Raw genomic sequence first — 13618 nt, forward strand, 5'->3', positions numbered from 1 at the left:
GGTACATCCATGTCTTCTGGAAGCGGGGAATTGTCGGCGGCTTCAGCCAGTTTCATCAAGGTTTCAACTTCCTGTTTGAACTGGGCTTCCAGTTGATTGGCGTAATCCCAGCTCAAGGCTTTATGCTTGCTGGCATTGGCTTTAATCTTGGTGCCGTCCAGGCTCACCGTACCCAGCTTAAGCAGCCCCAAGGTTTGTGCAAGTACCAATATCTCGACAAATAGGCTTTCGATCTCTTTGCCAAAGCGCTTGCGAAAGCTGTTGATGGTGTCGTGATCTGGGTTTTCGTTGGCGCAGATGTATTTAAAGGCCATCGAGTCATGAGTGGCTTTCTCCAGTTTGCGACTGGAAAATACGCCGGTCGCGTAACCGTAGAACAGCAACGCCAACAGCATCGCCGGATGATAGGGGCGCTTTCCTTTGCCCGCATAGACGGCTGATAGCGTCCGTAAATCCAGTTGATCGACAATCTCGACAACAAAACGGGCCATATGATCTTCAGGCAAATAATCCTGAACACACGGGGGCAGAATGTAGGGGGTATCGCGATCAATCAGGATGAATTGGGTAGCCATTTTTGTTTTTTGATTTGGTGTTTCGATAGGGTTATTTTAACACTTTTTGCACTGCTAAATCCGACAGTCTCCTAGAGATTCTTCAAAAGTAGCAATAGACTGGGTTACTGTCGCTTTGGTTAAGCCTTCTGTTGGATATAACTCAGCAAACGCGGCTCGATAAGTTTCGACTTGATTTAGCGTTTCGATCACATGCTCCCACTCGGCACCCATTTCGCCAGGATTGGCGACAGGTCCAGCTGCTTGTTCAATCAAATTCTTTGCGCGGCCATCCCAAAACTGGGCGATGTTGTACATCGCATTATAAACAGTAGGCGAGTTGATCGGCCCCTGTTGTCCACGAATACCGGTGGCGACTTTAGCATGATCGGTGCCGCCCTTGACGAGACTATGGCAGGACGCACAATTCATGCTGTTGTCGCCCGATAACCGGCGATCAAAAAACAGTTTCCGGCCTAGCTCTACTTTTTTCGGGTCTAGCGTGACTTGCAAGGGTAGCGGATGGATTGGCTCACCTTTTAGGGTCGGCACGGTGTCCGCACTCCAAGCCAATTTAGCGCGTTCTTCGGTAATCCAAGCCAAGATGGTGGTCTTTTCGTTATCATTTAGGCTATCGGTCCAATGCATCGACAGGTATAAAGCCGGTGGCATGGAGTTATTGCGGAGTGCGCCTTCAATTCTGGCCAACATCAAGGGAGTAAAAAGGGTTTCGCCACTATACATGGACTTAGAAATAACCAAGCGTGCAGAGGCATTTTCAATATCATGCGCCATGAGTTGTTTGGCGATAGGCAGTTCGGCATAAATTGGTCTACGCAGCATACCTGGCGAATGGCAATCAACACATTTATTTTGAAAAATTTGCGAAACTTGGGCAAAGTTAGCCGAAGTGCCAGCCACAGGAGCTATCGGCTCATTCTTGCTATTTAAACCAAGCATGTTGGATAGCGGCAGGAACAACGCGACTGAGCCGAGTGCAGCTAATATCAGTTGATTTTTTTTTCATAGTTATTTCAAGCGCGCTCCGAACCTTTTGTCCGGAGTGGGATAAGTAGTAATGCGAAAGTTATTAGGAAGTAAATTTATTGTGTCAAACTGGAAACGATTGCAATAACAGACAAAAATTAGGAGTCCACCTGAAATTCATCGCCAAACTGACCCCGGAAGAGGAAGTAACGTTAACCGAAGCCTATCGTAACCACTCATTATTCCGGGTTAGACAACGGGCACATGCTATCTTATTGAATAATAGAAGGTATGTAATTGCACGGCTGAGCGAATTGTTTGAGTCCCAGCATGAGACTGTCAGTTCATGGTTAGACAAATGGGAAACAGAGGGATTAATAGGGCTTTTAGATTTTTCCACGAAGCGGGAGGGCCTGTGCGCTTCACGGGTTGAGGGAACCAAGCCGTTTTTTTTGGGGTATAATTGACAAAAAAACCCCCACCAGCCCAAGGCCGCCGCAGCACGATTGCTGGAGGAGACGGGCAAGGAAGCCAGCCTTGACACCTTTAAACGAATTTTAAAAAAGTGCCTATGCCTGGAAACGTTGTCGGCAATCAGTGAAGGGAAAGCGTAATGAAGCAGATTTCCAACGTGATAAGGCATATCTGAAGGCCTTGAAACAGCAAGAGGATGATGGGGAATTGAAGCTTTACTACTTTGACGAATCCGGATTTAGCACGACACCCTGTGTACCCTATGGATGGCAACGGATTGGCGAGACCCGACAAATACCCTGCTATCGTAGCAAGCGCATGAATGTGTTAGGTTTTTTGAGTCGCAGCAATGATCTGTTTTTCCACAGCTCCGAACAATCGGTGACAACGGATACGGTTGTCAATGCCTTTGATGCGTTTGTCGAAACGTATGCAGGCAAGTACGAAGAAACTAAAGTGCCGTGCTGTGTGGTGTTGGATAATGCTTCCATTCATCGTAGCGGCGTATTCAAAGAAAAGCTGGCGGGCTGGCAACAACGTGGTGTGTGCTTACATTTTCTTCCGCCTTACAGCCCGGAGCTGAACCTGATCGAAATACTCTGGCGTAAAGTTAAGTACGAATGGTTGCCGCTTGATGCCTATCAAAGTTACGGACACTTGAAAAAGTGGGTGTTGGAAATTCTGAGTGACATCGGTAAAAAATTCCAAATAACTTTTGCGTAACTACTTAAAAACGACTGCGCCGATCCACGACAGCAACAGCGAGATGCCCATCACCTGAAATATCGAAACGGTGTACTCGCCGGCTTGCGATTTAGCCAAACCCACCGGCAGGAAGCCGACAATCGTGACCAAGGTGCCGGTCAGCATCGGAAAAGCGGTGGCGCGATAAGCATAAGTCGCCGCATCGATCCTGTCCCAACCCTCTTCCAGCTTGCGCGCCATCATCTCGATGGAGATCATCGCGTCGTCGACCAATAAGCCGAGCGCCAGAATCAAAGCGCCTAATGAAATGCGGTGGATTTCCATGCCGAACAGCAACATGCACAGCAGTGTGCCTGACAGCACCAGCGGCACCGTCAGCGCGACCACGGAGCCGGTGCGGAAACCGAGGCTCAAAAAGCTGACCAGCAGCACCGCGGCCAAGGCTTCAAAGAAGGTGGACAGGAATTCCCCGATGGCTTTGTTGACTACGCGCGGTTGGTCGGCGATCTGATCGACGTCCATCCCGACCGGGAGTTCGCCCTCGATTTGAATCTTGGCGGCTTCCAGCGCCTTGCCCAGTTCCAGCACATCGCCGCGTTTGTTCATGGTGATGCCCAGGCCGACGGCTTCCTTGCCGTTGATGCGCATTTTGAGTTCCGGCGGGTCAAGGTATCCGCGCTTAACGTGGGCGAAATCGGCGACGCGTAAGGTGCGGCCTTGAATATGCACCGGCAATTTGGCGATGCTGTCCACCGAATCGAATTGGCCGGTGAGTCGGATCGGCAAATTACGCTGGGCGGTGTACACCGTTCCCGCCGATGTCATGCTGTTTTGCGCTTGCAAGGCCTCGGCGACCGCGTTGGCATCCAATCCCAATTCAGCCAATTTTTTGTCGGAAAATTCGATGTAAATTTTTTCATCCTGGGTGCCGATCAGGTCGACTTTTTCGACATCCTTGACCCTCAGCAGTTGTTGGCGGGCTGAGTCGGCGGCTTGTTTCAGCGCGGCGTAACTAAAACCGTCTCCCGAGAAGGCATAGATCAGGCTGTAGGTATCTCCGAATTCGTCGTTGAAAAACGGCCCGATGCTGCCGGGCGGCAAAGTCAGGCGAATGTCGTCAACCTTTTTGCGCACCTGATACCACAGATCGGGGATTTCCTTGGGCGGCGTATCTTCACGCGGGGTCACGAAAATGACCGACTCGCCCGGTTTGGAGTAGCTGCGCAAAATATTCAGGTTCGGCAATTCCTGGATTTTCTTTTCCAGGCGGTCGGTCAGCTGTTGTTCGACCTCCTGCGCGGTCGCGCCCGGATAGAGGGTTTTGACCACCATGACCCGAAAGGTAAACTCGGGGTCTTCCCGTTGGCCGAGACGGAAATAGGCAAAAATCCCGCCGAACAGCAACAGCGCCATGATGAAACCGGTGAAAGCGCGGTGCTCCAGCACCCAGGCGCTCAGGTTGAATTCTCTCATGGACGGGCTTCCTCGTTTGCGTCAATGGCGGGTTTAACGGGGTGCGGCAAGCGTACGGGTTGACCCTCGACCAGACGGCTTGCACCGGCGCTGACGATCAGTTGCCCAGCTGCAAGTCCGGTGATGGCAACCCGTTCGCCGCTCAGTGTGTCGCCGATCCGTACCGGCACGGCGTTGACGGTTGAGCTGCGCTCGTCAACCAGCCAGACGCTAGGCTGTTCAGGCTGATTCTGGGGAGTAAAAACGGCCGAGAGCGGAACGGTGGGGTTTGAAGGCGTGTTTGAAGGTATCCAAACCGTCGCCGTCATGCCGAGCCGTGCATCGTCTTGGCCTTCCAACAGAGTCACCTTGACACGATAGGTGCGGCTGGCCGAATCGGCTGCCGCTGCGATCTCTCGGATACGCGCCTTGATTCGCTTGTCGCCGTCGGCCCACAGCGTCACGGCGACTTCCTGCTGTAGATCGATTCCGGTAACGCGATGCTCGGGGATGTCGATAGGGATTTCCTTTTCATTGAGTTGGGCTATCCTGATAACCGGCTGGCCGGGGGTAACGACTTGCCCCGCCTCGACTTCCAGCGCCGTCACCACGCCGTCGCGATCGGCCCGTAAATCGGTATAAGCCAATTGGTTGCCTGCCTCTCCGAGCTGGGCTTCGAGCGCTGCAACCTTTTGCTGTGCGGTAATGTCGAGCGTTTGGTGATGATCCAATTCAGGCCGGCTGATAATGTTTTGATTGAACAATTCCCGGTACCGGCTTAAGTCGTCCTGGCTATATTTGCGGTCGGCTTTAGCGGCTATAAGCTGGGCTTTGATACTTTGCGAGGCCAACCGGTAATCGCTGGGATCAAGCCTTGCCAGCATCTGTCCTTTGCGCACCCGATCCCCCATATCGACCGAGCGGTTTATCAGTTTTCCAGCCACGCGGAACGATAAAGTCGTCTCAAATCGCGCCCGAACCTCGCCGGGAAACGGCCTGTCGTTCTGTGTCTGTTGGCTCGTTATCCGGATAACGTTGACCGGACGGAGTGTTTGCCGGTCTTGGTCTTGATGGCTGCATCCCGCCAGCATCAAAAGCAGCAAGCCTATCAATGGGTTGATAGCGGCAAGGATAGGATCGGCAATGACTAACTCATCGTTCCCACGCAGAGCTTGGGAACCATAAGTGAATGTTATTGTTGCTAGTTCCCAAGCTCCAGCTTGGGAATTCAGTGCGGGAAGCTCCAGCTTCCCGTCTCGCGAAGCTGGAGCTTCGTCATCCGGGTTCCCAAGCTGAAGCTTGGGAACCAGCGTATCTCTTAACTTAATGGCTGTGACGTAGCACGTTGGGGCAAGGTGAGTCCTGGACTCATCATTCCCAAGCAAAACGCGGTAACCATAAGCGGAAGTTATTTTTGCTAAAATTCTAAGTTGGGAGTGAATCGCTAATCGGCAGCTGCCGACTAAATAGCGGCAGAAATTGCGGAAATTCATCTGTACTCCAGTTTAATTTGGCTACTCAGGAAAAACTTTTTATTAGACAAACCAATCGCGTTCAAAACAGATTGAACCGGCTGTAATGCCCTATGAGTCAACAATTTAAACCAATCGATTTAACAGCGCGTCACCCGTTCGGGTGAAAAAGGAAAATTATTAACTGATGTTACGCAGTTAGTTGAATTTCGACCGCTTTAACATTAAGGAGTCGCTAGCGCGACACTTGATTGAATCGGGTTGTCGCACCCGAAGGCGAGTTACTTTCTTTTGCTTCGCCTCGGCAACTGCTCCTGCGTTGCTCTACCTCCTGCATCCATGCAGTCGAAAAGAAAGTAACCAAAGAAAAGGCGACCCGGTTGCCGCTTACTTCCTGCGCTCCTCGCTTTTATCGAGGGTCAGCAGAAGGGGCTCCTGCCCCTCTGCTGACGCGCGGCATCCCTGCCGCGCCCCTAACGGGCTGTTCTCGATAAAAGCTCCGATGCTCGGCGCGGCAAACGGGAGAAATACCATCCGTGCGTAACATCAGTTATTAAGGTGAATTTTGGAATGCCATTTCGCCCAACGAATATAAGCAACCGAAGATCAATCTTTTATTACGGCAGCCTTGGTCGGAGCTGCCAGCATGCCGAAACCCGTTGTCAGCAATTGTATGAGTTCGGATTGTCGATGCGTTCCCGTTTTTGCCAGCACCTGCTTTAGCTGCGTTTTTACCGTGTTATTGCTGATGGCTCGCGTTTGGGCATAATCGCTTGGCATTTGTCCGCGCAGTAACGCGGTCGCGAGTCTGGCTTCGGCCGGAGACAGTCCGTAGCATTGCGTCAACAGGCTGTCGTCTAAATCAAGCGGTCTATCCGGGTCATAAATAAATAGGGCAACGGATGGCCCCGATCCGATAAAAGGTACCGGCTGGTTTTGTAGAGAGACGACGATGGCCGATAACGGACGGTTTGAGTGGTTCCGATGCAAGCTCATCGCGTTGCCTTGCCCCCGCTCTGCGGCATTGCCGATTAACTGGCGCAAAGCGCGGGTTTCGTTAGCGTTACCGGCCAGGCAGCGACCTGCGGCATTGAGGCAAAAGCCGTCTGAACAGCGGGCTAAATTTTCGGCCGTCTGATTGACAAATACGGCTTGGCCGCCCTTATCGAACAAGACTAATCCGACCGGCAAGCGGTTCAAGAGGCTGGTGTCCGTAGCCAGCACCCGTTTAACTTCGGAAAAATTTTTGTGGATCATGCAAGAACGGCGCAAATGCGGCACCAAGCGCGCGAACCCTGCCGTTTCGTCGGCGGAAAACGGTTGTTGCTTGGATCTGAAAATCGACAGCCGCACCGCCAGCGTATCCTGCTTGAGAAGATGACCGATCATCGCATGAAAATAACCCTGAGGTTTAAGCCAATCGTTATACCATTCAGTCCTGACAAGTTCCCGCACGGGAAACAAGCGATCAGTTGTTATCAATTCGCCTTCAGGTAAATCCTTGGAGTTTTCAAGCCAGACATTGACCTTGGAATAATAACGTTCGTAAGACACAATGGTTTCAGGGTCGGTACGGGCGGATTGAATAAAAGAAACTTCATCGCTACGGCAAGTGGGACTGCGGCTGGCAAAATCCATCAGATAAATGACGGTGCCCCTGCTTCCGAAAACCTCTGACAGCTGCTCCAAAAAAACCGGCCATAACTCCGGCATGACCGCAGCATCGTAGATTTTTCCGATTAAATTATCATATTGGCTTTCGTTCATAACTGATGAGCACGCCCTATAGCGGATATTACCCTCGTTCCCACGCGCCGCGTGGGAATGCAGTGCTGGACGCGCTGCGTCCCGTATACCCAAGAGGCTGGTCGTGCCTCGCAGCGCAGCTCGTGGGAACGCGGGTAAAGAAGCGGGTATCCAGCGCCATGGAGGCGAACTATGCATGTCCATGTAGCCTGGATCCCCGCACAAATCCGTCTGGAACGGATTTGCATTAACCCAAAGGGTGTCAGGCAGGATAGCCTGACATGAATCCCTGCCGGGATGACGCGCTTTAAAAATACTTGTGTATAACGACGAGCGCGGAACGTGGGAATCCTAAGAGGTCGTTATTTTTAGCGACATTTAGATTCATTGAGCTTTGCTTCTAATCCCTGAAATTCTCAAACTGCAACGGCATTTCCAGCTTTTCTTCTCTCAGCATCTTAATCACATCCTGTAGATCATCCCTGTTTTTGCCGGTCACCCTGACCTGATCGCCCTGTATGGCGGCCTGGACTTTCAGTTTTTTGTCCTTAATCAATTTAACGATTTTTTTGGCTACTTCCTTATCTAGCCCCTGCTTCATGGTAATTTCCTGACGCATTCCCTTGCCGCTTGGCTTTGCATCGCCCGTCTCCATGCAAGCTATATCAATGCCGCGTCGCGTAAGTTTTGCGCAAATAACACTGAACATTTGCTGTAACTGGAACGTCGATTGAGACGTCATGATCACTTTATCGTCATTCAATTCAAAGCTTGAGTCGGTGCCCTTAAAATCAAAGCGCGTGCTGACTTCCTTATTGGCTTGGTCAACCGCGTTAGTAAGCTCGTGTTTGTCGAATTCGGAAATGATGTCGAAAGAAGGCATGGTTATGATTACAACATAAGGTAAAAAAGGAATTTAACTATAATGATCTTTGCGGCATTATTCAACACCCTTCCCGGTGCCGGGGCTTTTATTCCGCTTTGATAAACTCGGCGACGGCCTTGATTCGCAAGCGGCGAATCGCCTCGCCGATATGCGCCCCTTTAAGTTCGCCATTCAGGATAGCCGAGGTGTCAACGGATGCCGCCGCCCTGGCTGCGCCGCTCAACAGCGCGGCTTGAGGGTAGGCAATGTTTTCAAGCCCGGTTCTGCCTCTAGCGTCCGCCTCGCAGGCCAGCAAAAATTCGGGCAATTTATTAACCGGCTTAAAGGCTCCCAAAGCGGCCAGCATATCGGTTATTGTTGAGGCGCGTAATTCAAAAGCCCGGTGGCAGTGAGTATGGTATTGCATGACTTGCAAGGCCAGCGCTTTAAACGAGTTAGGCACCCGCAAACGGCTGCACATGCATTCCAAAATGGGCAGTCCCTGGGCTTCATGCCCGTAATGATGCGGCCAGTGTTCTTTAGGCGACATGCCCTTGCCCAAATCGTGGACTAATGCCGCAAACCGGACTTCGAGGCTGGATGACAACCGCGCCGCCTGCTCCAAACAGAGCATGACATGAATGCCGGTATCGATTTCCGGGTGATATTTTTCCGGCTGCGGCACGCCGAATAAACCATTTATTTCCGGGAAAATTTTATCCAGTGCCGCACAATCTTTTAAGGTATAGAAAAAAGCGCTGGGCGATTTCTCACCCAACGCTTTAAACAATTCCGCCCAGACCCGTTCGGGAACCAGATGATCGACCTCCCCCGCCGTCACCATGGACCGCATCAAAATCCGGGTTTCCTCAGCCAGCGTGAAGCCGAGATGACCGTATCGGGCGGCAAAGCGGGCGATACGCAAGATCCGCACCGGGTCTTCGGCAAAGGCCGGTGAAATATGCCGGAAAATACGTTTTTCAAGATCACGTTGCCCGCCGTAAGGATCAACAAGCTGCCCTTCTGGCGTCATTGCCATCGCATTGATGGTCAGGTCGCGGCGGATCAAATCCTGTTCCAGACTGACATCGGGCGATGCGTGTACGGTAAAGCCTTTATAACCGGGCGCGGTTTTTCTTTCGGTTCTGGCTAATGCATATTCTTCATGCGTTTTCGGATGCAAGAATACCGGAAAATCCTTGCCTACCGGCCTGAACCCCTGTCGCACCATGGACTCAGGCGTCTCGCCGATCACTACCCAGTCCCGTTCCTTGACCGGAAGTTCAAGCAATTTATCGCGCACCGCACCGCCAACAAGGTATATTTCCACTCAGTTACTCAAGCCGTTTAATAATGCGCCTAGAATAGCACAGCCGCATTCAAAAAAAGGCATAATGGCCGTACAGCTGAGCAACACATCATCAGGGGAATAAAGTGATCGCAATTTTTTTAGCCAGTCTTTTATTAGGCACCGTTTCAGGATTAATGGCAGGGCTTTTCGGGATAGGCGGCGGCCTGATTATTGTGCCGGTTTTAGCGGTATTGTTTGCCGGGCAAGGATTTCCCACAGAACTGGTCATGATCATGTCGGTGGCAACCTCACTGGCGACCATTATTTTCACCTCGATCTCTTCGGTGCTGGCACATCATCGTTTGAATTCCGTGTTGTGGGATAAAGTACTGGCCATGGGGCCGGGGATTATGATCGGCGCGGCTGTCGGAGCCGTGGTCGCGGACCATATAGCCGGTGACGTATTACGCTTTATTTTTATCATCTATCTATTATCCGTAGGTGTGCAAATGGCGTTGCAATTCAAGCCGAAACCTGGGCAGCAGCAACCCTCCAAAGAGTTGGATTTTGGTGTGGCCGGCATCATGGGGCTGCTGTCGTCACTACTCGGAATAGGCGGAGGCACACTCACTGTGCCTTTTTTAGTCCATTTCCAAACGCCGATGCGCAATGCCGTAGCCATAGCCAGCGCCTGCGGCTTGCCGCTAGCTTTGGTGGGAACGGTGGGCTATGCCCTGCTGGGCAAGGATGCATCGCAGTTACCGGAGTGGAGTTTAGGCTATATTTACGTGCCTTCTTTTCTGGGCATAGTGCTGACCAGCACCTATACCGCCCCGATTGGCGCAAAGCTGGCGCATAAGCTTCCTGCGGAGAAATTGAAACGCTATTTTTCGTTACTACTGTTTGTGATGGCGGCCAAGTTGATATGGTTTTGAAGATGTTCACTGTGTCAGTGTTTTAAAGCCCTTCTACGTTCGTGCCGTGCTCGGCAAGCCAGGTTTTTCTTCTTCCGAAGTCCGACATTGCACGTTCTACGCGCGGCCGGAACGCAGGGATGATGCAAATGTGCAAGCTCATGCACCACCACGTATTCGGCAATGCGCGGCGACAACCCAGTAAACGCTTGAGGCTTACTTGATCTCGCTACTACCTTGGCCATTGATGTTTCTGAGCACCCCATCGAACGCCCTGTCAAAGGCCCAAAAAGCCTACTACGCAGGAAAAAAAACGCCACACGATCAAGAACCCAGCTCGTAATCTGCGTATCGCCGCTAGCCATTCTCTCCGTAGGGGTAGCTAAAGGGCAACCGCATAATTTTTCGGTCTTTAAGGACGGTGTTGCATCCCGGTACCTTGCTGTTAGCCGATTCGGGATACCAAGGGATGCACAAATACCATCAGAACTCGACCCTCCCGGTGAAAAAGAAAAAAGGGGCGAAGGAGGCAAAACTAATAACTATATCCAATGCTCTATAGTAAGCTATGCGGCATTTCCCCCCTGCTCAATTTTCTATCGGTGCCAACACTAAATCTTCGTGAGATTCCAATGAAAGGCTACTTATCTGAATTTAGGGTGGGTGCGTCTGTTTTAATCGTTTTTGCATTTAGTTTGTTGCTCCTGCCTTTTGCAAGGGCGGACGAGCCTATTTATGCTGCAAACAGCGAATCGAAGGGGTTTGGCGCTCAGAGCCCGGATCAGCTCGCCGGCATCAAGCCCACCATCTCCAAGCAATCCAAAACAAAAGCCGACACGCCGGCCGCCGCGATCGGATTCGCTCGTACCGACACAGCCAAATCCTCGACGGTTCTGAAAGACGTGGCAGATATGGATCTTGATGAACTGGTCAAGGTCAGAGTCTCCCCTTTCGAGGTTTCCACGCGTATGGACACCGGCTACCGCGCCTCGAACTCGGTGTCCGGCTCCCGATTCGACACGCCAATCCAAAATCTTCCGTTTGCCATTCAGGCCTTCACCGATTCCTTCATCAAAGACCAAAAGCCGGTGAATATCTTCGATGTCGCCCGCTACTCGCCGGGCGTCACCTACCGCAGCAACGATTTCACCGAGGGTAACGCAAACCTCGCCATCCGCGGCTTCGCCGTCAGTGCCACCCCCGGCAACGTCCAAATTTTGCGCGACGGGGTCCACGGCCCCTCGATCTTCGATTTCACCAACATCTCCCGCGTCGAGGTGGTCAAGGGCCCCGCCTCGTTTCTTTACGGCCAGGTCGCTCCCGGCGGTGTCGTCAATATCATCACCAAGAACCCCCAATCCAAGTTCGCCGCCACCGCCGATGCCCGTTACGGCGCATACGGCCAATATCGTTTCGATACCGACGTGACGGGACCTGCCTCGAACACCCTGTTTTACCGGCTTGCCTCCTCCTACGACCATGACATCGATTATTGGAATCCTTACGACGCGCATTCTTGGGACGTCTCGCCGTCTTTGCTCTGGCAACCCAGCGAGCGCCTGAGCGTTTCGCTTAAGTACGAAAACTTCCGCAAGGAGGAACAACCGCAGCTGATGCAAAAACCCGGCTACGGCACTCAAGCCGGCGTGGTGCCGACTCCGTCCGACCCCAACCTCTCGGGTGTCGATGTTCCCAATCTGCCCGACCATTGGAACAGCATGTCCAACGCGGATTTTCGCGACAGCCAAACGCATAACCTGAGCACCTGGATCGATTTCAAGGCCGACGACCACTGGAACCTGCGTACCGGCTATTCGCACCTTGAATACGAAGTCGACGCGCTATTTTCCGGCAACCTCGGCATGGCCAACAATCAAACCCTGATGCAGGGCCGCCGCGTCAGGAAACAGACCTACACCAACCGCGACGATACCGTCGAAATTCAGTCCGTCGGCAACTACAACTTCGGTTGGACCAGCCTGCACCTGCTGTTCGGCGGCCAGTATGTCATCCGCCGTTTCGACAACAGGGCCGCGCAGGCTGCCAATGACCCAGCACTCGGCAGCAATCCCACCGCGTCGCCGCTGCCGCTGTGGAACCTCGGCGACCCTAACACTTGGAACCGCGATGTAACGGTACCTGTTTCCGCGCTGACCGCAAATGCTACCGATCAGACCAGCGAGTATGTGGACAAGTCCGTTTACAGCGGCACGACGTTAGGCTTCTTCGACAACCGCTTGCTGGTGCTTGCCGGTGGGCGCCTAACCTCGACGCAAAGCCGGCTGACCAACCGCCTGACCAGCCAGTCCCAACCCGAAATCACGGCGTCCGCGGTCACGCCTCAATACGGCGTGCTCTACAAGCTCACGCCCGGACTCTCGGCATTTGCCACCTATGCCGAGTCGTTCGTTCCCGGTTCGCAAATGCTGAATAATCCCGATGGAACCAGCACGCCCGCGGCCCCAACCGAAGGCCAAGGCTACGATATCGGCATCAAGGCCGATTTGTTCGGCGGTCGCGTTTCCAGCACGCTGACTTACTTCGATATTGTTAACAAAAATATCGTCAACGATCTCGCTACGACCAACGCCGCCGGTTCGGTAGTGGTCTCCAACGTCCAAAGCGGCGAGCAACGCTCCCAAGGCATCGAGTGGGACGCCACCGCCAAGGTGACCGATAATTGGCAGGCCTACCTTTCTTACAGTTACATGGACGCACGTATCACGGAATTCAGCGGCAACGACGCCGCCGTTCTCGCCCAAGACCCGTTGACGCTGGACGCCACCGGACAGGCCAATTACAAGAACGTAAAACGTTTTCATAACGCCCCGCTGCAAATGAGCGCGCCGCATCTCGCCAACCTATGGACACGCTACGACTTCGGCACGGAGAAACTTAAGGGGCTTTACCTCGGCGGCGGCGTCAACTTCGTCTACGACCAGACGCTGCTGCCCGACAGCCCCAAATTCGCCCATCAGACTTATGCGCTGCTTAACGCGATGATAGGCTACTCGTGGAAAATGGGCGGCCACGGCATGAACGTCAACCTGATGGGCAAGAACCTCGCCGATGAACACTACCGGCCCTCGCAAAGCACGCGCAGCCGTCCCCGCGAATTTCTGCTCAGTTTCTCGCTCAGATTCTGAATCCGCGCGAAT

At 52.7% G+C, this 13618-nt stretch carries 10 protein-coding genes and 1 pseudogene; 4 read left to right on the plus strand and 7 right to left on the minus strand.

Annotation, left to right across the window (positions count from 1 at the left end; translation table 11 throughout):
- On the minus strand, positions 1 to 575 hold a 575-nt coding region (locus METTU_RS07850), incomplete at its 3' end, for an IS1182 family transposase (RefSeq protein WP_006890779.1).
- A 54-nt stretch (positions 576 to 629) separates the two neighbouring features.
- On the minus strand, positions 630 to 1514 hold the full coding sequence (locus tag METTU_RS22315; protein ID WP_006890780.1) for a cytochrome c peroxidase: 885 nt from the start codon (positions 1512 to 1514) through the stop codon (positions 630 to 632).
- 146 nt (positions 1515 to 1660) lie between these two features.
- On the opposite strand from METTU_RS22315, the gene METTU_RS24400 reads away from it, so the two are divergent.
- Together METTU_RS24400 and METTU_RS24405 are read left to right on the plus strand one after the other, a co-directional pair.
- Positions 1661 to 2008: a COG3415 family protein gene (locus tag METTU_RS24400; protein ID WP_254257838.1), complete on the plus strand. Its 348-nt coding sequence runs from the start codon at positions 1661 to 1663 to the stop codon at positions 2006 to 2008.
- 115 nt (positions 2009 to 2123) lie between these two features.
- Positions 2124 to 2738 (plus strand): annotated as a pseudogene (locus METTU_RS24405) (IS630 family transposase); the annotation flags it as partial.
- Here the strand turns inward: METTU_RS24405 and METTU_RS07865 are convergent.
- The 5 genes from METTU_RS07865 to METTU_RS07885 form a co-directional block, all read right to left on the minus strand.
- Positions 2739 to 4193 (minus strand): efflux RND transporter permease subunit, encoded by a 1455-nt coding sequence (locus tag METTU_RS07865; protein ID WP_006890781.1) that lies wholly within the window; start codon positions 4191 to 4193, stop codon positions 2739 to 2741. It lies immediately after the preceding pseudogene.
- Entirely contained in the window at positions 4190 to 5665 is a 1476-nt protein-coding gene (locus METTU_RS07870) for an efflux RND transporter periplasmic adaptor subunit (protein WP_006890782.1), read from the minus strand. The genes METTU_RS07865 and METTU_RS07870 overlap by 4 nt, the downstream gene beginning before the upstream one ends.
- Before the next feature lie 585 nt (positions 5666 to 6250).
- Positions 6251 to 7411, minus strand: a complete 1161-nt coding sequence (locus METTU_RS07875; protein ID WP_040579705.1) for a helix-turn-helix transcriptional regulator — start codon at positions 7409 to 7411, stop codon at positions 6251 to 6253.
- 379 nt (positions 7412 to 7790) lie between these two features.
- Entirely contained in the window at positions 7791 to 8273 is a 483-nt protein-coding gene (locus tag METTU_RS07880; protein ID WP_006890784.1) for a YajQ family cyclic di-GMP-binding protein, read from the minus strand.
- Positions 8274 to 8361: 88 nt separating this feature from the next.
- A complete protein-coding gene (locus METTU_RS07885; RefSeq protein WP_006890785.1) occupies positions 8362 to 9585 on the minus strand; it encodes a multifunctional CCA addition/repair protein in 1224 nt (407 codons plus the stop codon).
- Between the two features lie 104 nt (positions 9586 to 9689).
- On the opposite strand from METTU_RS07885, the gene METTU_RS07890 reads away from it, so the two are divergent.
- Both METTU_RS07890 and METTU_RS07895 read left to right on the plus strand, forming a co-directional pair.
- Positions 9690 to 10481: a sulfite exporter TauE/SafE family protein gene (locus tag METTU_RS07890; RefSeq protein ID WP_006890786.1), complete on the plus strand. Its 792-nt coding sequence runs from the start codon at positions 9690 to 9692 to the stop codon at positions 10479 to 10481.
- Positions 10482 to 11092: 611 nt separating this feature from the next.
- Complete coding sequence (locus tag METTU_RS07895; RefSeq protein ID WP_006890787.1) at positions 11093 to 13606, plus strand: TonB-dependent siderophore receptor; 2514 nt, start codon at positions 11093 to 11095, stop codon at positions 13604 to 13606.
- The last annotated feature ends 12 nt before the right edge of the window (positions 13607 to 13618 follow it).

Origin of the sequence: Methylobacter tundripaludum SV96 (assembly GCF_000190755.2) — a bacterium.
Taxonomy (GTDB): Bacteria; Pseudomonadota; Gammaproteobacteria; order Methylococcales; family Methylomonadaceae; genus Methylobacter_A; species Methylobacter_A tundripaludum.

Coding starts and splice junctions, on each gene's coding strand:
- METTU_RS22315 (WP_006890780.1), bottom strand. CDS start 1,514: ATGCTTGGTTTAAATAGCAAGAATGAGCCGATAGCTCCTGTGGCTGGC.
- METTU_RS07865 (WP_006890781.1), bottom strand. CDS start 4,193: ATGAGAGAATTCAACCTGAGCGCCTGGGTGCTGGAGCACCGCGCTTTC.
- METTU_RS07870 (WP_006890782.1), bottom strand. CDS start 5,665: ATGAATTTCCGCAATTTCTGCCGCTATTTAGTCGGCAGCTGCCGATTA.
- METTU_RS07875 (WP_040579705.1), bottom strand. CDS start 7,411: ATGAACGAAAGCCAATATGATAATTTAATCGGAAAAATCTACGATGCT.
- METTU_RS07880 (WP_006890784.1), bottom strand. CDS start 8,273: ATGCCTTCTTTCGACATCATTTCCGAATTCGACAAACACGAGCTTACT.
- METTU_RS07895 (WP_006890787.1), top strand. CDS start 11,093: ATGAAAGGCTACTTATCTGAATTTAGGGTGGGTGCGTCTGTTTTAATC.